The sequence below is a fragment of the Nonomuraea sp. NPDC003707 genome, assembly GCF_053587055.1.
In genome coordinates this window covers 112,754-134,133 of sequence record NZ_JBSFNK010000012.1, presented here as the reverse complement: position 1 = coordinate 134,133, position 21,380 = coordinate 112,754, and the positions used below count along the sequence as shown (strand labels likewise).

The 21,380-nt window shown below is 72.9% G+C and carries 21 protein-coding genes; 11 read left to right on the top strand and 10 right to left on the bottom strand.

The window, feature by feature from the left end; all coding sequences use genetic code 11:
- Window positions 1-6: 6 nt before the first annotated feature.
- Window positions 7-1,059: a LacI family DNA-binding transcriptional regulator gene (locus ACWDRB_RS30075; protein WP_449899201.1), complete on the bottom strand. Its 1,053-nt coding sequence runs from the start codon at window positions 1,057-1,059 to the stop codon at window positions 7-9.
- Between the two features lie 72 nt (window positions 1,060-1,131).
- Here ACWDRB_RS30075 and ACWDRB_RS30070 point away from each other — a divergent pair, with 72 nt between their 5' ends.
- The 7 genes from ACWDRB_RS30070 (at window position 1,132) to ACWDRB_RS30040 (ending at window position 7,815) form a co-directional block, all read left to right on the top strand.
- Window positions 1,132-1,311, top strand: a complete 180-nt coding sequence (locus ACWDRB_RS30070; RefSeq protein WP_364758455.1) for a hypothetical protein — start codon at window positions 1,132-1,134, stop codon at window positions 1,309-1,311.
- Window positions 1,312-1,363: 52 nt separating this feature from the next.
- Window positions 1,364-1,879, top strand: a complete 516-nt coding sequence (locus ACWDRB_RS30065; RefSeq protein ID WP_449899198.1) for a hypothetical protein — start codon at window positions 1,364-1,366, stop codon at window positions 1,877-1,879.
- A 266-nt stretch (window positions 1,880-2,145) separates the two neighbouring features.
- Window positions 2,146-2,739, top strand: a complete 594-nt coding sequence (locus tag ACWDRB_RS30060; RefSeq protein WP_449899195.1) for an MBL fold metallo-hydrolase — start codon at window positions 2,146-2,148, stop codon at window positions 2,737-2,739.
- 96 nt (window positions 2,740-2,835) lie between these two features.
- Window positions 2,836-4,278, top strand: a complete 1,443-nt coding sequence (locus tag ACWDRB_RS30055; protein ID WP_449899192.1) for an ABC transporter substrate-binding protein — start codon at window positions 2,836-2,838, stop codon at window positions 4,276-4,278.
- Window positions 4,275-6,071, top strand: a complete 1,797-nt coding sequence (locus tag ACWDRB_RS30050) for an ABC transporter permease subunit (RefSeq protein ID WP_449899190.1) — start codon at window positions 4,275-4,277, stop codon at window positions 6,069-6,071. Before ACWDRB_RS30055 ends, ACWDRB_RS30050 begins: the two co-directional genes overlap by 4 nt.
- A complete protein-coding gene (locus ACWDRB_RS30045) occupies window positions 6,068-7,045 on the top strand; it encodes an ABC transporter ATP-binding protein (protein ID WP_449899188.1) in 978 nt (325 codons plus the stop codon). Before ACWDRB_RS30050 ends, ACWDRB_RS30045 begins: the two co-directional genes overlap by 4 nt.
- Window positions 7,042-7,815, top strand: a complete 774-nt coding sequence (locus tag ACWDRB_RS30040; protein ID WP_449899185.1) for an ATP-binding cassette domain-containing protein — start codon at window positions 7,042-7,044, stop codon at window positions 7,813-7,815. The genes ACWDRB_RS30045 and ACWDRB_RS30040 overlap by 4 nt, the downstream gene beginning before the upstream one ends.
- On the opposite strand, the gene ACWDRB_RS30035 is transcribed toward ACWDRB_RS30040, so the two are convergent.
- Entirely contained in the window at window positions 7,777-8,613 is an 837-nt protein-coding gene (locus tag ACWDRB_RS30035; protein ID WP_350728118.1) for a D-alanyl-D-alanine carboxypeptidase family protein, read from the bottom strand. The genes ACWDRB_RS30040 and ACWDRB_RS30035 overlap by 39 nt on opposite strands.
- Before the next feature lie 101 nt (window positions 8,614-8,714).
- Here ACWDRB_RS30035 and ACWDRB_RS30030 point away from each other — a divergent pair, with 101 nt between their 5' ends.
- On the top strand, window positions 8,715-8,924 hold the full coding sequence (locus tag ACWDRB_RS30030; RefSeq protein ID WP_192787332.1) for a YegP family protein: 210 nt from the start codon (window positions 8,715-8,717) through the stop codon (window positions 8,922-8,924).
- Here ACWDRB_RS30030 and ACWDRB_RS30025 read toward each other — a convergent pair.
- Window positions 8,901-9,419 carry a DedA family protein gene (locus tag ACWDRB_RS30025; protein ID WP_449899181.1) on the bottom strand — a complete coding sequence of 173 codons (519 nt, stop codon included), beginning with the start codon at window positions 9,417-9,419 and terminating at the stop codon, window positions 8,901-8,903. The genes ACWDRB_RS30030 and ACWDRB_RS30025 overlap by 24 nt on opposite strands.
- Before the next feature lie 153 nt (window positions 9,420-9,572).
- On the opposite strand from ACWDRB_RS30025, the gene ACWDRB_RS30020 reads away from it, so the two are divergent.
- A complete protein-coding gene (locus ACWDRB_RS30020) occupies window positions 9,573-10,073 on the top strand; it encodes a hypothetical protein (RefSeq protein ID WP_449899179.1) in 501 nt (166 codons plus the stop codon).
- On the opposite strand, the gene ACWDRB_RS30015 is transcribed toward ACWDRB_RS30020, so the two are convergent.
- The 3 genes from ACWDRB_RS30015 to ACWDRB_RS30005 all read right to left on the bottom strand — a co-directional run bounded on the left by ACWDRB_RS30015 (window position 10,042) and on the right by ACWDRB_RS30005 (window position 15,430).
- On the bottom strand, window positions 10,042-13,437 hold the full coding sequence (locus tag ACWDRB_RS30015) for a BTAD domain-containing putative transcriptional regulator (protein WP_449899177.1): 3,396 nt from the start codon (window positions 13,435-13,437) through the stop codon (window positions 10,042-10,044). The genes ACWDRB_RS30020 and ACWDRB_RS30015 overlap by 32 nt on opposite strands.
- Window positions 13,438-13,503: 66 nt before the next feature.
- A complete protein-coding gene (locus ACWDRB_RS30010) occupies window positions 13,504-14,562 on the bottom strand; it encodes a lysylphosphatidylglycerol synthase domain-containing protein (protein ID WP_350728113.1) in 1,059 nt (352 codons plus the stop codon).
- A gap of 49 nt (window positions 14,563-14,611) precedes the next feature.
- The gene (locus tag ACWDRB_RS30005; RefSeq protein WP_449899174.1) at window positions 14,612-15,430 is read right to left on the bottom strand and encodes a PIG-L deacetylase family protein; all 819 of its coding nucleotides are present in this window, start codon (window positions 15,428-15,430) and stop codon (window positions 14,612-14,614) included.
- A gap of 23 nt (window positions 15,431-15,453) precedes the next feature.
- On the opposite strand from ACWDRB_RS30005, the gene ACWDRB_RS30000 reads away from it, so the two are divergent.
- Window positions 15,454-16,575: a glycosyltransferase gene (locus ACWDRB_RS30000; protein ID WP_449899172.1), complete on the top strand. Its 1,122-nt coding sequence runs from the start codon at window positions 15,454-15,456 to the stop codon at window positions 16,573-16,575.
- On the opposite strand, the gene ACWDRB_RS29995 is transcribed toward ACWDRB_RS30000, so the two are convergent.
- From ACWDRB_RS29995 to ACWDRB_RS29985, 3 genes are all read right to left on the bottom strand, one after another.
- Window positions 16,551-18,020 carry a DUF2079 domain-containing protein gene (locus ACWDRB_RS29995; protein WP_449899169.1) on the bottom strand — a complete coding sequence of 490 codons (1,470 nt, stop codon included), beginning with the start codon at window positions 18,018-18,020 and terminating at the stop codon, window positions 16,551-16,553. The genes ACWDRB_RS30000 and ACWDRB_RS29995 overlap by 25 nt on opposite strands.
- Before the next feature lie 93 nt (window positions 18,021-18,113).
- The gene (locus ACWDRB_RS29990; protein ID WP_355199455.1) at window positions 18,114-18,530 is read right to left on the bottom strand and encodes a hypothetical protein; all 417 of its coding nucleotides are present in this window, start codon (window positions 18,528-18,530) and stop codon (window positions 18,114-18,116) included.
- Window positions 18,531-18,597: 67 nt separating this feature from the next.
- A complete protein-coding gene (locus tag ACWDRB_RS29985) occupies window positions 18,598-19,152 on the bottom strand; it encodes a DUF1707 SHOCT-like domain-containing protein (protein ID WP_449899166.1) in 555 nt (184 codons plus the stop codon).
- A gap of 180 nt (window positions 19,153-19,332) precedes the next feature.
- Here ACWDRB_RS29985 and ACWDRB_RS29980 point away from each other — a divergent pair, with 180 nt between their 5' ends.
- Window positions 19,333-20,265, top strand: a complete 933-nt coding sequence (locus ACWDRB_RS29980) for an anti-sigma factor RsbA family regulatory protein (RefSeq protein ID WP_449899163.1) — start codon at window positions 19,333-19,335, stop codon at window positions 20,263-20,265.
- Between the two features lie 10 nt (window positions 20,266-20,275).
- Here the strand turns inward: ACWDRB_RS29980 and ACWDRB_RS29975 are convergent, their stop codons facing one another.
- On the bottom strand, window positions 20,276-21,250 hold the full coding sequence (locus ACWDRB_RS29975) for an aldo/keto reductase (protein WP_449899160.1): 975 nt from the start codon (window positions 21,248-21,250) through the stop codon (window positions 20,276-20,278).
- Between the last annotated feature and the right edge of the window lie 130 nt (window positions 21,251-21,380).

Sequence of the window (21,380 nt, the reverse complement as noted above, 5' to 3'; positions counted from 1 at the left end):
GGTTCGTCAAGCGTGTGCCGGGGGAGCGGTCGAGGCGCGGACGATCAGCTCGTGCGGGAACACCAGCCGCTCCGGCTCCGCCGCGGCCCCCGACAGCAGCAGCCGCCCCGCCGCCGCTCCCATCTCCTGCTTGGCCTGCCGGATCGTGGTGAGCCCCGCCTCCTCGGCCGCGCTGTCGGAGAACCCCACCACCGACAGCTCCCCGGGCACCTCCAGCCCCAGATCGGCGGCGGCGTCGAGGACCCCCAGCGCCAGCACGTCCGTGTTGGTGAGGATCGCCGTGGGGCGCGGGTCCCGCCCCAGCAGCGCGTGCCCCGCCTTCCTGCCGGCCTCGCGGGAGTTGCGCGCCACCTCGTAGAACGGCACTCCTGACCAGTCGATCCCGGCTTCCTCGCACGCCTGCCGGTAGCCGCCCGCACGCCGCCGCATGGCCTCGAACACCGCGCCCTCCTGGCGCTCCGGGGAGGCCCAGCCGGTGTGGCCGTCGTCGTGCAGCCCGACCATGGCCACCCCGATCCGCCGGTGTCCGAGCTCGAGCACGTGCCGCGCCGCCGCCGCCGCGGCCGCCGGCTCGTCGGTCCCCACGAACGGATGCCCCGGCACGTACGGCTCGTCCACCACGACGACGGGCAGCTTCCTGGCCAGCACCTCCGCCAGCGCCGGATGCCCGTCGGGCAGCGACATCACGCAGAACGCGTCGACCACCGCGTCCCTGACCGTCTCGCTCCGCCGGTCGCCGTGCGGCAGCGGCAGGATGAGCAGCCCCACCCCCGCGTCCTCGGCCGCCGTCGCCAGCCCTTGGAAGAAGCCGATCGCGTACGGGTCGGCGAACGCGTAGGCCAGCGTCTCGCTGAACAGCAGCCCGAGCGCCCCCGCCCGCCCCAGCCGGAGCGATCGCGCCGTCGGGTTGGGCCCCGCGTAGCCGAGCTCGTCGGCCACCTCCATGATCCGCTGCCGCAGCCCGTCGCTGAGCTGGTCGGGCCGGGAGAACGCGTAGGACACGGTGGCCCGGGACACGCCCAGCCGGTCGGCGATCGTCTGCAGTGTCACCCTGGCCATCGTCCCACCGTACCGAAGAGCTTGCCCGGCCTGTCTTAATCGATTAAGGTCTTAATTGATTAAGGAGGATTTATGGACGCCATGCAAGTGCTCGCTCACCAGACCGCGATGGGCTACCAGGAGTCGCTCGGCGAAGCCCTGCCGGGCGCGCCCCGGCGGCCGCACCGCGCGAGGGCCAAGGTGCGCGTACGGGTGGCGCACTCGCTCAGGTGGACCGCGGATCGGCTGGATCCGGCGTGCCGTACCGCGTGATGCCGCACAATGTGAGGTGCTGATTACGTACAGCAGCCAACGGGGAAGGCTTATGTACCTGGACTGGATCATCGCGATCGCCACCTCGGCCCCGGCGGGCCTCCCGGACCCGGCCCTGACCTGCGCCGTCGCCACGCCGTCCGAGCGGCCGCTGGCGTTCACGCCGCAGGTCGGCCTCACGCCGCGGCGCGTCGCCGCCCGGGGGAACCTCCAGCTCACCGACTGCACCTCACCCGACGGCTCGGCCCCGTCCCTCCGCTCCGGCTGGGTCGCCGTCAAGGCGACCGCGGAGGCCTCGTGCACCAGTGCCCGCGATGTGCGCGGGGGTGCCGTCATCACCTGGTTCGGCGGGGACGGCCGGCCCGTCGGCACCTCGAGGCTGCGCATCAAGGCCGACCGGCTCGCCACCCAGCATCCGGCCGACGCCCTGCTCACCGGCACCATCGCCGCCGGCGCGCTCAAGGGGGAGCGCGTCCGCGGCGGCCTCTCGCCGGCGGCGGCCATCCTCGGCTGCGCCGCTCGGGGGATGAGCACGCTTCCCGGGAGCGGCAAGATCACCTTCGGGTGAGCCCTTTTCGCGGGCCCCCTGGCCTCTGGGGGATGGCTCGTCCTCAGGGTGCCCGCCCGTGACCCGTTCCGCGGCGCGGGCGCGGAACGTCGCGCCCCTTGGCCGTCGCGTGTGGCGTGGGGACCACCGCCGTGGGGGCGACCGCGGGTCGCCGTCTGCGGTCGTGGGGGCCCATGGTGGCCGCCTGCGGTGTGGGCGCGTCGTCGACGTCGGTTGTCGGGCTGGGGGAGTGGGTAGCGGCTGCGTCTGAGGTGGGGGTGGCGGTCGTGTGGTTGCGGTTGGTGGGGGTCGGTGCGATGAACTCGCCGCGCTACAGCCCGGCCGGGCTGCTGGTCGGCTGGCGCGGTCACCGCGTCCTGCTCGACGGGGGTGGCGACGCCGCGGCCGGTGAGCGGCTCGACGGCTGGCTGGTCTGCGATGAGCGGGCCGAACTGATGCCCCGGATCCGCCGCACCGCGCGGGCGCTCGGGCTGGCCGCCGCGGCGGCGACCTTCGAGACCGCGGGAGTGGAGATCGTGCCACTGCCGGTCAGCCACACCTCTCACCCCACCTACGGCTACCTGATCAGGACGGCCGGGGCGCGGGCCGTCTGGGCGCCGGAGTTCTGGGCCTTTCCGGACTGGGCGGCCGGGGTGGACCTGATGTTCGCCGACGCCGCCGGTTGGGACCGGCCGATCCGCTTCGCCGGGGGTGTGGGCGGGCATGCGGGCGTGCTCCAGGTCGCGCGGGAGGCGCGCGATCACGGGGTGGGGCGGCTGGTGTTCGCCCATGTCGGCCGCCCTTCCATCCGGGCGATCGACCGGGGAGAGCGGCTGCCGTTCGGGGAGTGGGGCGTCGAGGGGCGCGTCTATCGAGTGTGAATATGGAAACGGTTATCATGTGCTAGCGTCTCGTCCCGCTCATTCCCCCTGAATTTGGGACAATCCGTGCAACATCGCAGCCTCTGGCTTGCCCTCATGACAGTCCTCTCCCTGTCCGCGTGCTCCGCCCCGGGGGGCGGGCAGAGCACGGGCCGGATCAAGGTGGCGATGCTCCAGCCGCCGCGTTCCGGCCTGTCGCCCTTCAGCGACGACGCCTTCAAGCTCTCCCGCTGGTCCACCGCCGAGACCCTGGTCAACCTGGACGCGAGAGGCGACGCGCGACCCGCCCTCGCCACCGCGTGGACCCGTACCTCCGAACGGACCTGGGAGTTCACCGTCCGCGACGGCGTGACCTTCCACGACGGCAGCCGGTTGACCGCCCGGGTCGCCGCCGCCGCGCTGACCCGCGCCACCCGGGCCACGCCCAAGCCGCGCATCCTCGACGGCGTCGAGCTGACCGCCAGGGCCGAGGGCGGCAAGGTCGTCGTGACCACCCGCGAGCCCGACCCGCTGGTCCCGCACCGCCTGTCCTCGCCGCAGCTGGCGATCCTGGCCGAGCACGCGTACGGCACCGACGGCAAGGTCGATCCGGTCGGCACCGGGAGCGGCCCGTTCAAGCTGGTCAAGGTGAACGGCACCACCACCGCCACCCTCGACCGCCACAACGGCTACTGGGGCACGAAGGCCAAGGCGCCGGGCATCGACGTCTCCTTCGTCCCGGACGGCGCCGCCCGCGCCGCCGCCATCCGCAGCGGCGAGGCGCACATCGCGGAGGCGGTGCCGGTCTCGCAGGCTGCGCTGCTGGCGAAGGAGACGATCAGCGAGGTGCCGATGCCGCGCACCAACACCCTGTACCTGAACACCGCCAAGGGGCCGTTCAAGAGCCCCGGCCTGCGCGCCGCCGTGCGCGCGTCCGTCGACGCGGGGCAACTCGTGCGCGGGGTGTACGAGGGGCGCGCCGACGTGGCCTCGGGCCTGCTGGGGCCCGCCCTGCCGTGGGCGGCCGAGGGCCGCAAGAGCCTGGGGGAGCGTACGGCTCCCGCGAGCGCCAAGGGCGTGGCGATCACCCTGGCCACCTACTCCGACCGGGCCGAGCTGCCCGAGGTCGCCTCCGTGCTGCAGCAGCAGCTCCGGGGGGCGGGGTTCGCGGTCGAGCTGGTGGTACGGGAGTACGCACACATCGAGGAGGACGCGCTGGCCGGGAGGTTCGACGCGTTCGTCCTTTCCCGGGCAACCGTGCTCGACTCGGGGGATCCGGTGGCGTACATGCGGGCCGACTTCACCTGCGACGGCTCCTTCAACCTGGCCCGCCTGTGTGACGAGGACGTCGACCGGGCGGTGCGCGAGGCCGCGGCGGCGGACGCCGGTCCCGCCAGGCACGCGGCGACCCTTGAGGCCGAGGCGGCGATCCTGCGTACCGACGCCGCCATCCCGATGCTGCACGAGCGCGTGATCCAGGGCGATGCCACCACGGTGCTGGACTCGGCGAAGGACCCGCGCGAACGCGTCCTGATCACGGCGGAGACCCGCCTCAAATGACCGGACTCCCCACGCGCGCCCGCAGGGCGCTGCTCTCGCGTAGCGGGGTGCTGTTCTCGCGGGGTGTCGCGCTCGTGGCGATCGTCGTCGTGGTCGGGCTGTTGCCCTGGCTGTCCGGTCGTGATGCCGCGCTGTCGCTGCTGCGGGCCCGTTCGGCCGAGCAGGAGCCGACGCCTGAGTCGTTGGAGGCCATCCGCCACGAGCTGGGCCTGGACGGCGGCCCGCTGCCGCTGCTCGGCGAGTGGCTGGGCGGCGTCCTGCGCGGCGACTTCGGCCGCTCGTGGGCGGACGGGAGCGCGGTGCTGCCGTCGGTGCTGTCCGGTCTCGGCGTCTCGCTGACGCTGATGGCCGCCGCGCTGGCGGTGACGCTGGCACTGACGTGCGCCCTGTGCGCGCCCACCCTGGTGCGCGGCGCGCGGGGCACCCTGCGGGGCGGTGGTACGGGGGCGGTGGCGGCGGTGCTCGGGGCCTTGCCCGAATTCCTCATCGCGACGGTGCTGCTGGTGACGCTGTCGGTGTGGCTGGGCCTCCTGCCGCCCTACGGCTGGCAGGAGCCGCGACACCTGGTGCTGCCCGCGTTGGCCCTGGGCATCCCGGCCGGCGGGGTCCTGGGGCGGCTGGTGGACGACACGCTGCCCGCGGCCTTCGCCGAGCCGTGGGTGGGGCTGTGGCGTTCGGCGGGCTGTGGTCCCGGCGTCATCGCGCGGGCGGCGCTGCGCCGCGCGCTGCCCGCGCTGGTGCCCCAGCTTGGGCTGGTCGCCGTGGGGCTGGCGGGAGGGGCGGTGGCCGTGGAGACGGTGTTCGCGGTGCCCGGCATCGGCCGGACCGCGCTGGGGGCCGCGGAGGCTCAGGACCTTCCGCTGCTCCAGGCCGCGGTACTCGCCCTGGTCCTGCTGGGTGTGCTCGCCGGGATCCTGGCGAGCGCCGCCCGGCACTGGATGCTCGGCCCCGGCCTCCGCGACGCCGCCCTCTCGCTCCCCGCACCGGCCATCGGCGGCGGCCAGGGCAACGGCGGCCGGCGAGGCGGTGGCGGGCGAGGTGGTGGGCCGGTCGCCGGCGTGTGCGGGGTCGTGCTGGCGGTCGCCGTCGGGTGGGGGTCGCTGCTCGACCCCCTGACCGTGGACGTGGCCGCGCGGCTGGCGGGGCCGAGCTGGGATCATCCGTTGGGCGCCGACGCGCTGGGCCGGGACGTGCTGGCCAGGGTGGGTCATGGCGCCGCGGCCACGCTCGGCGTCTCCGCGCTGGTCTGCGCCGGCTCGTACGTCATCGCCCTCACGGTCGGCCTCCTCCCCGGGCTGGCCTCCGGCGCGGCCGAGGTGGCCAACGCCGTTCCGCCGGTGATCGCCGGGATCCTGGTCGCGGCGGTGCTCGGGCCCGGCACGCCGGGCGCGTCCGTCGCGGTCGCCCTCGTCTCGTGGCCCGCGCTCGCAGCCCACGCCGCGGCCCTCGTCGCAGAGGTACGTGCTGCGGCCCACCTGACCGCCCAGCGCGCCATCGGCTCCTCGCCCGCCTGGATCCTGACCCGCCACGTCGTGCCCGCGATCGCGGGCCCGGTCGCCAGGCACGCGGTGCTGCGGCTGCCGGGGATCGCGCTGGCCATGGCCTCCCTCGGCTTCCTCGGCCTGGGAGCACAGCCGCCCGCTCCGGAGTGGGGCCTGACGCTGGCCGAGTCGCTGCCGTACGTGGAGCGCGCGCCATGGGCGGCCCTGGTCCCCGCGGGGATGCTCCTGCTGCTGGCCGCCCTGGCGGTCTCGCTCTCCACAGCGGGCCGCCGGACCGGGGGTGCCGCATGACGCTGCTGCGCATACGGGACCTGCGGGTCGGCGTGGCGGGCACGGAGGTCGTACGGGGGCTCTCGTTCGACGTGGCCGAGGGCGAGACGCTCGCCGTCGTCGGCGAGTCCGGCGCGGGCAAGTCGCTGACCGCCCGGGCCGTGCTCGGGCTGCTGCCGCCCGGCGCGCACATGTCCGGCAGCGTGCGCCTGGACGGGCGGGAGCTGTCCGGCGCGCCCGAGCACGTCTACCGGCAGGTACGCGGCCGGCGGATCGCCTTCGTGCCGCAGGACGCGCTGTCGGTGCTCAGCCCCGTGTACCCGGTCGGAGACCAGCTGGCCCGCGCCGTGCGGCGACCGGGCCGCAAACAGGCCTGGGAACGCGCGGTGGCCGCGCTGGAACGGGTCGGCATCCCCGACGCCGCACGGCGGGCCCGGGCCTACCCGCACGAGTTCTCCGGCGGGATGCGCCAGCGGGCGGTGATCGCCATGGCCACCGTCAACGACCCCGCCCTCGTCGTCGCCGACGAACCGGCCACCGCGCTGGACCCCGTCCTCCAGACCCGGATCCTCAGCCTGCTGACGGAGCCCCGCGACGGAACGCGGTCGGCCGTGCTGCTCATCACGCACGACCTGGGGGCGGCGGCCGCGTACGCGAATCGCGTCCTGGTCATGTACGCGGGACGGCTCGCCGAGTCGGGCCCGGCCGGCGCGGTGCTGCGCGGGCCGCGCGCCCCCTACACCGGCGGCCTCGTCGCGTCCCTCCCGCCGCGCGAGGTGACGGGACGGCCGCTACCGGCGATCGCCGGTTCGCCGCCCGCGCCGGGAGCGCTGCCGCCCGGGTGCGCCTTCGCCCCCCGTTGCCCGGCCGCCGCCGACGTCTGTCACGAGCGGGAGCCACAGCCGCAGGAGGCCGGGGAACACAGGCTGGCCGCCTGCCACCGGCTCGGCGAGCTGCCCGGCCCGGCCACCGATCTCTACCAGGAGCCCGCATGACGACACCCCTGCTGGAGGTGCGCGATCTCACCGTGCGCTACCCCACGCCGATCCTGGCGGTGGACGGCGTCTCGTTCACCCTGGCCGCCGGTGAGACGCTCGCCCTGGTCGGCGGGTCGGGGTCGGGCAAGTCGAGCATCGCCGCCGCCGTCCTCATGCTGCGCAGGCCCGAGGCGGGCTCGGTGCGCTTCGAGGGCCGCGAGCTCACCGCGCTCGACGAGCGCGCCCTGCGCCCGCTGCGGCCCGCGCTGCAACCGGTCTTCCAGGACCCGTACGGCTCGCTCAGCCCGCGCCTGCGGGCGCACGACGCGATCGCGGAGCCGCTGCGCGTCCAGGGCCGCTGGGACCCGCTGACCGGCCCCGCCCGGGTCCGCGAGCTCCTCGACCTCGTCCGCCTGGACCCCGCGCTCGCCCGGCGCAGGCCGTACGAGCTGTCCGGCGGGCAGTGCCAGCGCGTCGGCATCGCCCGCGCCCTGGCCTGCGAGCCCAGGCTGCTGGTGCTGGACGAGCCCGTGTCCGCGCTGGACCCGTCCGTACGGGCCGGGATCGTCAACCTGCTCACCGAGCTGCGCGACGAGCTGGGGCTGGGCCAGCTGTTCATCGGTCATGACCTGGCCCTGATCCGGCACGTGGCGCATCGCGTGGCGGTGCTGCGCCACGGCCGGATCGTCGAGACCGGTCCGGCCGGTCAGGTGTGGGCCGCCCCCGCCGACCCGTACACCCGCGAGCTGCTAGCCGCCGGCGATCTGCTCGCCCGCGTAGTCCAGTAGCCGCTCGGCCGTCTCGAAGCGGCGCTCGTTCTGGTCCCCGAGCAGCACGCCGACCACGCGCTTGCCGCCCCGCTCCCCGGCGAAGAGCAGGCAGTAGCCGGCGGCGCGCGTGTAGCCGGTCTTCACGCCGAGCACGCCGTCGGCCCGCGAGAGCAGCTTGTTCGAGTTGCGCCAGGTGTGCGCCCGGTGCAGCGCGGTCTTGGCCACCTTGTGCACCTTGGTGCCCGTCACGGCCGCGAAGGTGCTGTTGTCCAGCGCCTTTTCCGCCAGCTTGACCTGGTCGACGGCCGTCGAGTAGCCGCCGTTCCCGGGGGTGGGCAGGCCGTCGGGGTTGGTGTAGCGGGTGTCGGACAGCCCCAAGGCGCGGGCGGCGCGGTTCATCTTGGCGACGAACGCCGTCTTGCCCGGGCCGTAGCGCCGCGCCAGGGCGTTGGCCGCGTCGGCCCCCGACGGCAGCATGAGACCGTACAGCAGATCGTTGACCGTGAGCCGCTCACCCTTCTTCAGCGCCGCCGTGGTCGCGCCGTTGCTGGTCGCGTGCTTGACGTCGGTCGCCGTGATCGTGATCGTGTCGTTCAGCCTGGCCTCGCGCAGCACGACGTACGCCGTCATGACCTTGACCAGGCTGGCCACGGGCACCCGGCGAGTCTCGCGCTTGCCGAAGTGGATCGTTCCCGCAGAGTCGACCAGGTACGCCGACTTTGCCCCGACCTCCGGCGCGTCCGCCGCCGCGGCCGGGGAGGCGACTCCCACAACCAGCGCGAGTACGGCGGAGCCAATGAAACCCCCAATACGCATGGCAATCATGTTGACAGGAGATCAAGGGTCCGTTTGCCTAACTACGCCATAAAGCCCGATCAGATGGGGGTAAATCAATGCCAGGTTAGAGAGGAGCAGCAGTGGCGGGCAGGTTCGTGATCAGTGAGGACGGGCAGGGCGGATTCCGGTTCGCCCTCGTGGCGAACAACGGGCAGACGCTCGCGGTCGGCGAGGGCTACCCGAGCAAGGCCGCCTGCGTGAACGGCATCGAGACCGTGCGCAGGAACGCTCCCGAGGCCGTCATCGACGACCGGACCGGGCGGGGCCTAGGAGACCAGAGCCTTCTCTGACGCGGCCGCGCGCCGCCTCCTCCTGCGCCGCACCACCAGCCAGAACGCCGCCGTGACGGCCAGCACGGCCACGACCCCCGCCGTGACGGGCGAGCGCGCGGCCAGCTCCAGCCAGCCCCACACGAGCGCCGTGATGCCGAACCACCAGATCGGGGCCCAGGTCAGGCAGCCCAGCGCGCTCGCGACCACGTACCAGGGGTAGGACACCCGCAGCGCCCCCGCCACCCACGGCAGCGTGTGCCGGAGCATGGGCACCCAGAAGCAGCCGTAGACGGCCAGTGCGCCCCACTTCTCGACGACATGCTCGATCTTCGCGATGCGCTCGCGTCCCACCCGGGCGCCGACGCGCGAGTCGTAGAGCTTCACGCCGAGCTTGCGCCCGACCCAGTAGTAGACCTGGAACGCGCCGAACAGGGCCAGGATCAGGATGGCGCCCACCAGCCAGTAAGGCAGGCCGAGCCAATAAGGCCTCGTGGGATCGGCGATGCCGGTCATGCTCTCCCACCCCTCCCAAGCCTTAGGTCAGGCTTACCTTAGTTCAAGTTGCAAGCTTTCGCCATATCGGCTTGCAAGCCGCCGCAACCAGCCGACAAGCAGGCCTCAACCACCCGAGCTCACTCTATGGGTGAGGCAAAAGGGGTGTTGAAGATGGCGTCGAGAAGCGCGGCCGTCCTGGCGAGTGGCACGACGAACGCGGTCAAGCTCATCGTGGCCGCCCTGGCGTTCACCAGCGCGTACATCGGCTTCTCCGCCTACAGCGCCGCCGACGGCGCGCCGGCCGCCGTGACGACCATCACCCTGTCGGCCCGCGAGGTGCCCGTCGCCGAGGAGCTGGCCCCGGCCGCCCAGCCCGGCCAGGTCACCCTCGGCGATCTGGCCGGCGCCTGCTCGGGGCCGCTCGTCGCGCGCAGCGTGCTCGTCAGCCCCGAGCCCGGCCGGAGCGTGCACTACGGCTGGAAGCTCGCCCGCTGGAGCCCCTCCACCAAGTCGTGGCGCACGTACCTGGTCGACTACGACGGCTTCGTGGGCGCCGCGCAGACCGTCGAGTGGCGGCCCGAGCTCTCCGGCGACCCCGGCTGGTATCGCGTCGAGCTGTCGGCCAAGGGCGTCAAGACCGTCACGAGCGACCGTTTCCAGGTGAGCTGCTGACCGACCGCCGTGCCGCCTCCACCCAGCGCGGCACGCCGACCCGCTCGGCCACCTCCAGGGCCTTCTCGTAGTGGGCGCGGGCCGCGTCCGGCTGGCCCAGGCGCACGGCGAGGTCGCCCAGCGTCAGCGCCACCGGCCACAGCGCCACCACGCCGGTGCCCGCGCCCGCCACCCGGTCGGCGAACGGTTTGAGCTTGTCGTAGCAGTCGACCATCCGCTCCCGGTCGTCGAGCAGCATGCCGGCCAGCGCCCGCCAGGTCATCGCCAGCTCGTAGAGGAAGTCGGGCCGCACCGGCGGGCGGGTGGCGGCCACGGCCTTGGCGTCCTGGAGGTGCCCGGACGAGGCCAGGGCCAGCGCGTACGCGTCGAGCGTCCACTTGGCGCCCCGCCGGTGGGCGTCGGCGAGCAGGTCGACCATCTCGGCCGCCCGGCCGTCCACCAGGTGCAGGCAGAACGTCGTGATCAGCGGGAGGTCCTGGCGGCCTTCCAGCATGCCCGCCCGCGCCGTCATCCTGGTCGCGTCGCGATAGGCCCGCTCGGCGCCCGTGTAGTCGCCGGCGATCATCAGCCGCTGGCCCGCGTACCAGACCACGACCGCGGCCGGCGCCGACAGGTCGTACTGCCTGGCCAGGGCGTCGGCGGCGGACGCGTGCTGGTCGGCGACCGCGAACTCGCCCCTGGCCGCCGCGCACTCCAGCAGCACCAGGTGGGCCAGCGCCTGCGTGGCCATCTGCCCCGAGCGCTGCGCGACCTCCAGCAGCTCCCTGCCGATGCTCTCCCGGGTGTCCACGGCGGGGATGTCGTACGACTGCCGCAGCCGCCCGCTCAGCGCCGCAGCGATCAGCGTCGGGTCGCCGCTCTGCCGGGCCAGCTCCAGCGCCTCCAGCGACGCCTGACGCCCGCGCTCGGGGGAGGAGGAGCCCTCCAGCTCCAGCGCCAGCGTGGTCAGCAGGCTGGCCCGCAGCCGCTGCTCACCCTCGGGCAGCTCCATGAGCGCCTTCTCGGTGATGTCGACGATCTCCCACGCGGTGCGGGTGAAGTCGCGCGCGATGCCCTTGTGCGGCACGGCCAGCGACGCCGCCACCTTGGCGGTGATCTCCAGGTCGCCCAGCGGCAGCGCGGCGTCCATGGCCTGGCGGCGCAGCAGCCGGGCCGCCGTCATGTCGCCGCACAGCGCCAGGGCCCTGATCTGGCGCAGCATGAGCCGCAGGCGCTCCTTGCTGCGCTCGGGCGTCTGCGCGCCGCTCTGCTCGTCGCGCGAGCGGTCGAACGCCGCGATGGCCTGCTCCCACAGGGTGGCCGCCTCGCGGTGGGCGAAGCGCCGCTCCGCCTGCTCGGCCGCCAGCCCCGCGTAGTGGACCGCCTTCCCGGCCGCGTCGGCCAGGAAGTAGTGGTGGGCCAGCGCCGCCACGTCGGACGGCGTGTGCTGCTCGATGACCGCCGCCACGGCCGCGTGCAGCCGCGTGCGGCGCAGCCTGGAGGCGTCGGAGTAGATCGTGTCGCGCACCAGGTCGTGGTCGAACCTGAGCAGCCCGGGCCCCGGCTCGGTCACCAGCCCGGCCAGCAGCGCCGCCTCCACGGCCTCGATCACCGCGTCCTCGTCGCCCGACACGGCGATCAGCACGTCGAGATCGACGTCACGCCCGATCACGGCGGCCTGGAGCAGGATCTGCTGGGCGCCCGACGGCAGCCGCGAGATGCGCCGCCGCAGCACGTCGCGCACGCCGGAGGGCACCTGCGAGAGCACCTCGGTGGCGCTGGCCCGGTCGGCCGCGCCCTCGGAGTCGAGCAGGCGCACGGTCTCGCGGACGAAGAACGGGTTGCCGCCCGTGCGCTCGACGATCGACTCGACCGCGTCCTCGTCGATGTCGCGTACGCACGTCGCCTTGACCAGCTCGGCCACGGCCTTCGGGTCGAGCCCCGACAGGCCCACGCGGACCGGGCCCAGCCTGGCCAGCGCGGCCAGCACGTCGGACTGGCGGTCGTCGAGCTCGCTCTCCCTGCACGTCACCACGAGCAGCACCCGGCTGGTCGCCAGCAGGCTCGGCAGCGCGCGCAGCAGCGCGAGCGTCTGGTCGTCGGCCCAGTGGAGGTCCTCCAGGGTCAGCAGCACCGGCGCGCGGCGCGCGACCCCGGCCAGGTAGCCGCCGACCGCGCGGTGCAGCCGGAAGCCGCCGGACGCCTCGTCCTCGTCGGGATCGGGGGCGGCGTCGTCGAGCAGCGGCGCGAGCAGCTGCGCGTATTCGCCCGCGCCGGTCGCGACGGTGAGCGTGCGCAGGATCTCCACCCATGCCCAGCCCGGCGGGGTGGCGCTGGAGTCGGGGCACGCGCCGGACGCGGTGGTCCAGCCGTCGGTGGCGAGCCTGCTCTCCAGCTGGCGCAGCAGCGTGGTCTTGCCCGCGCCGGCGACCCCGGCCACGATCGCGACCTGGAACCGGCCCGTGCGCGAGGCCGCCGTGGTCAGCCTGGCCAGCTCGGCGTCGCGGCCGACGAACGGCTCGGGCTCCAGCGGCGGCGGCTCGACGGCCGCGGCCGGTCTGGGCGGCCAGGTGTCGGTGACCGGCGCGGCGGGCCGTGCGGGGCGCGCCGTGACGGCCAGATCCAGCTCAGGGGACTGGGCCAGGATGTCGGACTCCAGCTTGCGCAGCGCGGGCCCCGGGTCGATGCCCAGCTCGTCGGCCAGGATGTTTCTGGCCCGGCGCAGCGCGGCCAGCGCGTCGCCCTGCCGGCCGCAGCGGTAGAGGCCCAGCGCCAGCAGCCGCCAGCCCTCCTCGCGCAGCGGGTTTTCGGTGGTGAGCGCCTCCAGGTCGGGAACGGTCTCGGCGTGCAGGCCGAGCCGCAGCCCGGTGTCGGCGTGCCGCTCGCGGGTCACGAGGCGCAGCTCCGCCAGCCGGTTGACCTCGGCCTCCGCCCACGACTGGTCGGCGAAGTCGGAATAGGGAGTGCCGCGCCACAGGCCCAGCGCCTTTTCCAGGCGGCCTCGGGCGGACTGCGGATCGCCCTCTTCGAGGTGCTCGCCCGCCGCGCGGACGAGCTGCTCGAACTTGAGCGCGTCGACCTGGTCGGAGGCCACCCGCAACGCGTAGCCGGACGCGACCGTCACCAGCAGCCGGTTGGGCCCCCCGCGCGGGCGGCCGGGCTCCAGCACCCGGCGCAGGCGCGAGATGTAGACCTGCAGGCCCGACTGCGCGCCCTTGGCCCCGTCGTCATCCCACAGATCGTAAAGAAGCGTGTCAACGGGCACGACCTGACCTCTGGCCACGAGAAGCCGGGCGAGGACGGCCCGCTGCCGCAACCCGCCGAGGTCGAGTTCGTCGTCGTGTTCGTACGCCTCGACTGGCCCCAGAACTCGGAACGCCACCATGTCAGCCGCCACGCTATGCGGGCCTAGGAATCACGCACAAGGTCTTTGATGGGTTTGGGATTGTCACTACTGGGCCTTCGAGATCGCGGACGGGGGCTCCGCCCCGGCGTTCCGGCCGTTGCGCCTGCGCAGGAGCGCCCATGCGCCCAGAGCCAGGCCGCCGAACGGGATCTCGATAGTGTAAGTCCAGAAGCCGAAAAGCAGTGCGGTCGCGGTGGCCGGAGCGACTCCGACACCGAACCCCTCGGTGAGGAGGAGCACCACGCCGCCCTCCATGATCCCGGCCCCGCTGGGCGTGATCAGGACGGCGGTGAGCACGCGGGAGAGGGCGAAGACGGCGATCGACTGGGCGAACCCCGGCCAGGCGCCCGTCACCTGGAGGCACAGCGCCATGATCGACCACTGGAACCCCAGGAAGAAAACCATCGCCAGCGACAGCCCGGGCCATCTCGACCTGACGACGCCGGCGGTGTCGGCACGCAGCTTGTGGAACGCGTCCGAGGCGTGGATCTTCAGCCGCAGCAGCCGGGTGACGCCGTCGAGCGCGCGGCCGAGGGCGACGGCGGCGCGGTCCCAGTAAAGAGCGACCGCCACGATCACGCAGAGCACGAGGATCGAGATCGCGCCCGTCCAACCGGCCTTGGCGACGGTGGGGTTGGGCGCCTCGCCGGCCGCCAGCAGCGCGATGATCCCGACCGCCGGCAGGATGAACCTGAACATCGTGTTCCAGATGCCGCTGACCAGCGTCATGACCACGATCGACCGGCTGGAGAAGCCCCAGCCCCTGGTCATCGCGAACGACACCGCCACGCCGACCGCCCCGCCGAACGGCAGCAGGTTGCTGACCGCGCTTCCGGCCGCGTTGAGCGTGAGGCCCTGGAGGTTGTTGAGGCCGGGCAGGGAGTTGGTCAGCACGAACGTGTACGCCAGCAGGCTCAGCAGCCACAGCACGGTCATCAGCGTGATCTCGCCGGCGCCGAGCGTGCCGAAGACCTTGCCGATCTCGTGCCAGGAGACGGGCTTGCCGGTGAGCGTGCGCACGATCTGCGGAAGGTAGACCACGAGCAGCACGGCCAGCCCGAGCGACAGCACGGACAGCGCGATCTGGAGCCACTTGTTCTTCATCGGGGTCCAGTCTGACGGGTCGCCGGACGAGGATCCTCCTTCGGAGGAATCATTTCGGCCACTGGTCGAAGGGATGAGTGAGCCGGGTGCCCGGCGGCAGGTCGCGGCGGACGTACCACTCGGTGCCGAAGACGAGGCGGTAGATCGGGCGCGGGACCTTCAGCATGACGGCGAGTGTGCGGTCGCTGTCGCCGCCGCTGGCCTGGGAGGCGTGCGCGGCCATGGACGCCCGTTTCTGGCGGGTGTATTTCCTGACGTTGACCCGGTGGGTGATCGTCTCGCTCGACGAGTACGCGCTCTCGAACGTCCGTACGTCGAACTCCGGCGGGAACTTGTAGAACCGGCCCGCCAGCCGCAGCAGCCTGACCAGCGGATCGCGGTTGACCGTCGCCTCCAGGACGATCTCGGTCCCGGCGATCTTCGCCGCCCGTTTGCCCACCCGGTGCACCTGCACGTGATCGGGGTGCCCGTAGCCGCCCGCCGGATCGTAGATCGCCAGCAGGTCGGCCTCCTCCTCCTGCAGGATCGCGGCCAGCGCCTTGGCCGCCGCCTCGGTGTCGGCGTCGATGAAGGCGTTGTCGGGCCGCTCCTCGGCCTTGCCGCCCTTGGGGCTCAGCCCCGAGTCGCCGTAGCCGAGGCACTCCACGCGGGCGCAGCCGAGCAGCGCGGCCGACTCGTAGAGCTCCTTGAGCCTGGTCTCGCCGAGCGCCTCGCCGGGCTCCATCTCGGCCAGGCCGCGCTCGCCCGCGGTGGCCACCACGAGCACCACGCGGTGTCCCTCGGCCGCGAGCATCGCCATGGTGCCCGCCGTCAGCAGGGCCTCGTCGTCAGGGTGAGCGTGAAAGAACACTGCGGTACGTGGAGGCACACGCCCAGATTAGTCTGGGAGGGGTGCGGATCTTTCACGTGAGCGACTGTTACCTGCCGCGACTCGGAGGGATCGAGGTCCAGGTGGCCGATCTCGTGCGGATGCAGCGGGAGGCGGGACACGACGTCTCCGTGGCCACCGCGACGAGAGGCGAGCCGCTGCCCGGGGTCCACCGGATCGTCGCCAGAATGCCGTTCGACCTGCCTGTTCACCCGTTCGGGGTGGGGCAGCTCACGCGCCGGCTCACTTCCCTGCGCCCGGACGTGGTGCACGTGCACGCGGGGGCGGTCTCGCCGTTCGCCTGGATGGGCGTGCGGGCGGCCGCGCGGGCCGGGCTTCCGTGTGTCGTGACCGTGCACAGCATGTGGGATCCGGTCACGCGGGCGCTCTACCGGCTGCTGCGGCTGGGGTTCGGCTGGCAGCGGTGGCGGCTGGTGGCGACCACGGTCAGCAACGCCGCCGCGGTCCCGATCCGCGCCGTGGCGGGGCCCGAGGTACCGGTCCGGGTGGTCTCCAACGGCCTTGACCTGTCGGGCTGGGCGCCGCCTCCCGGCACGCCCGACCGGCGGGAAGAGGCGCACGAGGTGCACATCGTCGCGGTGGGCCGGCTGGCGCCGCGCAAGCAGCCCGTACGCCTGCTGAGGCTGCTCCAGGCGGCCAGGCGGCGGGTGCCCGCCAGGATCCCCATGCGGGCCACGATCGTCGGCGACGGGCCGGCTCGCGGCCAGATGGAACGTTTTCTCGCCCGGCACGGCATGGCCGGCTGGGTCTCCCTGCCGGGCCGCTACACGCGGGAGCAGATCGCGAAGGTGCTGGAGGCCGCGGACGTGTTCGTGGCGCCCGCGCCGCGCGAGTCGTTCGGCATCGCGGCGCTGGAGGCGCGGGCCGCGGGGCTGCCGGTGGTGGCCAGGGCGCAGAGCGGGGTCGCCGACTTCGTCGCGGACGGCACGGAGGGGCTGCTCGGCCACACGCTCGGCGACCTGGCCCGCGCGGTGGCCCGGCTCTGCACGGACGCGGCGCTGCGCGAGTCGATCGCCGCGCACAACCGGGCGACCCCTCCGGCGGCGGGCTCGTGGCCGTCGGTCCTCGACGGGTTCGACCGGGCCTACGCGGAGGCGCTTCAGCCGCGCCGGAGCACCACGTAGCCGTCGCGCTCGAACACCTTCGCGTACCCCTGGCCCTGCAGCGCGTCGACCGCGGCGCGCTGCTCGTCCGCAGAGCCGAAGGGGAACTCCCAGCGGGAGGTGTCGGCCACCACCCACGGCGCGCCGTGCGACTGGGCCGTCCACAGCAGGACGGTGGTCCTGGAGGTCAGGGCGGGGCCGACGGAGTTGACCGCCTCGACGGTGACCCCGGAGGGCACCTTGCTCACGGCCTCGGCGGCGGCGGCAGCCTTGGGCTCCTGGTAGAAGGGCGGATGGTAGAGCTGGTCCAGCGCGAATCTGGGCACCAGGGTGATCGCGACCACGCAGGCCGCCGTCGCCCAGGCGAGCTTGAGCGAGGTGTCGTCGGAGCGCTTCATCCAGCGCAGCAGCCTGGCCAGCCCGTCAACGCCCGCGCAGAAGAGGATGACCACGGTGAACGCGCTGTACTGGAAGTCGGCCTGCCACCACTGGGAGCGGTCGGACAACATGCGCTCCAGCACGTGCGGCAGCGCCACCAGCGACAGCGGCGAGAGCAGGCACAGCAGCAGCGTCGGCCACACCAGCAGGAACAGCGTGTCGACCTTGGCCTCCTCGCTGAACGGCAGCAGCACGGCCGCGATCGGGTCGCGCAGCAGCGCCAGGATCGCGCTCGGCACGTCGGGGCCGAGATGGTTGTAGGCCCAGAAGTCCTTGGAGTCGCCGCCGAAGGCCGTGATCGCCAGCCCGCGTACGAGCAGGACGGCCCCCGTCCCGAGCGCCATGCAGAGCAGCCCCCGCAGCCGGTCGCCCAGGACGATCAGGCACAGCCCCGCCCCGATCACCATCAGCCCCATGTCCTCCTTGACCAGCAGGAGGTCGAGCATCGCGATGAGGGCGGGCAGCCGGTGGCCGGCGTGGTAGCGCTCGATCATGATCGCGGTGAGCACGGGGACGAACATGACCTCGTGCGCGTCGAACGCGACGGCCTGCGCGACGGGCCACGACAGCGCGTACGCCACGGAGACCAGGTAGGCGGGCGCCACGCCGAGCACGCGCCGGGTGAACAGCCAGATGAACGGGATCGCGGCGGCGAACAGCAGCGCCTGCGCGACGATCAGCGTCTCGGGCCCGTCGTGGATCCAGTAGAAGGGCGCGAGCATCGCGTAGACGGGCGAGAAATGGTCGGCGAGCTGCACGTAGTCCATGCCCCGCCCGTGGAACATGCCCAGCACGGGGATGTGCGGCGGCCGAAGCGCCGCGTAGTTGCGCACCGCCTGGTCCACGATCACCAGGTCGAACGACGTGGCCCGGAACGTGGCCAGCTTGACCAGGCCGAGCACGGCGTAGGCCACCGCGGCGACGAGCGCGATGGCGCCCACGCGTACGCGGTGGCCGGACAGCCGGATCTTCCAGAGGAAGGCGGCGGCGGACGCCCCCTGTCGCGCCGCCAGAGTGTCACCCGTCACGGGCAGCAAGGGTAGAACGAATCCACCCGAACGTGGCGCGGCCGCCGCGCCGTCCTGCCCCCCACAGGCGGAACGGCGACCGCGGGCTCAGCGTCAGCTGCAGGCAGAGGTGATCTTGGTCGAGAAGCCCTGCATCTTGCCCGTGAACGAGGACACTTCGGCCAGGTCGCCCTTCTCCAGGGTCTCGAAACCGGCGGCGAGGTCGTTCAGTGCGGCGGCGACTTCGCCGTCGTACTTGCCCGCGAGCTCCTTGGTCTTGCCCGCCGCGTCCTTCGAGGCCGTGCCGATGGCCTTCGTGTCGGTGGCGTCCTTGGTGATCGTGGTCGTCCACTCATTCATGATCTTGGTGGCCTCCTGGGCGGCGGTGTTGCAGTCAACCGCCTGGCCCAGCGCACCACAGCCGGTGCTCGTGAGGACAGCAAGGGTCAGCGTCGCGGCCGCGACGGCCAGGCGACGACGAGGGGGAGTCATTTCTTGCCCTTCGGTGGTTTCTACGAACGAAGGGAACATTATGGATCAGTCCTTGACTGTCGCTTGCACCCCACTAACACCACGCGTATCAAGTGGGCGTAAAGCCTCAGCGGGCGAGCCAGCGTTTGCGTGGATAGCGGACGGTCAGGCTGCCGTACTTCGTGGTGCCGCTGATCACCACGTGGACGGCGCCGGGGCGGGGCCTGCCGGGCACGTCGGAGGTGTGGACCTGGCCCCAGTCGCTGCGGAAGGCGTCCACGTTCGCGACGCCGCCGTCCGGGAGGATGATCTTGGCGGAGCCGTACGCGAGGTCGAGCTCGATGTCCACCACCGGGTGGGTGATGACGGCCTCGGAGAGGTCCAGCTCGACGCCGCCGTACTTGGAGGCCACCCGCAGCCGCCGGGGGACGGCCCAGTCGCCGGCGCGCTTGATCTGGCCGTTCTTGGACTCCAGATCGACCACGTCGTCGACCTGCGGCTGGTCGGTGGGGAGATCCTCGATCAGGCCCAGCAGTTCGCCGTAGGTCCTCGCGGTGAGGGCGATCTCAAGGCGGTCTTCGAGCTCCAGCTGGGTGAGCCGGCCTTCGGCGAAGGCGTGCTGGAGCTGTTGCGCGGTGCGCTCTCGGTCCTCGTCGGACACTCGCATCTGCAATTGCGACATATCTTGAGCATAGAGTCGCAGCGCTCAGAACGGGAGTTGTCGGCCGGAAGGGGTGCGGAGATCAAGGGGGAGCGGCCCTCGGACGAGGCGGGGGCGGCGAACGACCCGGATTCGCTTCACGCCAATTACGTACCCACCGGATTGCTGTGAAGTCATCTTCCTTGGGTAGCGTGAATTCTGATGTTGGCGGAACCGTTCACGCACCCGGCGCTCCTCTATCGGGGCGACCGGGAATATGTGGCTGCCACCAGCGCATTCGTCCGCGCGGGGCTGGCCCTGGACGAGCCTGTCGCGATCGCGGTGCCGGCCCGCAATCTGGCCCTGATCGAGGCCGAGCTCGGCGACGACGCCAAGTCCGTGCACCTGCTCGACATGCAGGAGGCCGGGCGCAATCCGGGGCGGATCATCCCCGCCGTGCTGCGCGACTTCGCCGACCGGCATACCGGCGGGCACGTGCGGATCATCGGAGAGCCGCTCTGGCCGGGGCGCACCAGGACGGAATACGGGGCCGCCGCGCAGCACGAGGCGCTGATCAACCTGTCGTTCGCGGGACGGCGGGTCACGATCCTGTGCCCGTACGACGCCGACGGGCTCGCTCCCGAGGTCCTCCAGGAGGCGGAGCGCACCCACCCCGTGCTGTGCGACCTCTCGGGGGAGTGGGCCAGCGCCGAATACGCGCCCGAGCTGGTGGTCTCCGCGCACAACCGGCCGCTCGACGAGCCCGCCGACTTCGTCTCGCTGCGCTTCGACCGCACCAGCCTGTCGGCGGCCCGCGGCCTGGCCGCGCGGAGGGCGGCGGAGATGGGATTCTCCGGCGACCGGCTCGACGACATCCAGCTGACGGTGGCCGAGCTGGGCGCCAACAGCCTCGACCACGGCGGCGGCTCGGGCACGATCCGGGCCTGGGCCGAGGACGGGCGGCTGGTGTGCGAGGTCAGCGACGCCGGGCACATCACCGACCCGCTGGTGGGCCGCCGCCCGGTCGACCCGCGCCACGCGGGGTCGCGCGGGCTGCTGATCGTCAACCTCCTGAGCGACCTCGTACGCGTGCACACCCGCCCGGGGGCGACCGCCATCCGCGTCTACTTCGACGCGCCCGGCCCCGTCGCCTGAGCCCGGCTGGCTACCCCTCGATCTCTGACATATCCGGATAACGGGTGCCGGCGACGGCGTCCGCCGGGACGGCGCGGGCCAGGGCGGCGAGCTGGTCGGCGGTCAGCGTGATGTCGGCCGCCGCCGCGTTCTCCTCCAGGTACGTCAGCCGTTTCGTCCCCGGGATCGGCACGACGTCGTCCCCCTGGGCCAGCACCCAGGCCAGCGCGAGCTGCGCGGCGGTGATCCCGGCGGCGTCGGCGATCTTCCGTACCTCCGCGACCAGCCCGGCGTTGCGCTCGGCGTTCTCGCCCGCGAGGCGCGGCATCCACCGGCGGACATCGTCCTCGGACAGCTCCTCCACGGGCGGCAGCGCGCCGGACAGGAAGCCGCGGCTGATCGGCGAGTACGCCACCAGCGCCACGCCCAGTTCCCTGGCCGTGGGCAGGATCTCCGCCTCCAGCCCCCGGGTGAACAGCGAGTACTCGCTCTGCAGGGCCGCGATCGGGTGGACGGCCGAGGCCCTGCGCAGGGTGTCCGCGCTCACCTCCGACAGCCCGAGATGGCCTACCTTGCCCTGCTCGACCAGCTCGGCCATCGCGCCGACCGACTCCTCGACGGGGACGTTCCTGTTGCGGCGGTGCATGTAGTACAGGTCGATGTGGTCCACGCCGAGGCGCCGGAGCGAGGCGTCGCAGGCGGCCCTGATGTACGCCGGGCTGTTCTCGACGGAGCGGGTGCCGCCGCCGCGCTTGACGCCGAACTTGGTGGCCAGCACCACCTCGTCCCGCCGGTCCTTGACGGCCCGGCCGACGAGCTCCTCGTTGGCCCCGAGCCCGTACGTGTCGGCCGTGTCCAGAAAATTCATGCCCAGGTCGAGTGCGCGGTGGATGACGGCGATCGACTCCTTCTCGTCGCCCGGGCCGTAGAAGTCGGACATGCCCATGCAGCCGAGGCCCAGCGCCGAGACCTGAGGCCCGCCGTTCCCGAGAGTGCGCTTCTTCATGTTTCCAGGTTCACCCCTGGAGTGCGTTCCAGGTCAAACCGGGTCAGGCGCCCGGGACCCACCCTGAGGGGGGAGTCCCTACTCAGGGTCACGTCTGCGCAGGTGGCCGGGTGTTCTCAGGGTCGTTTCC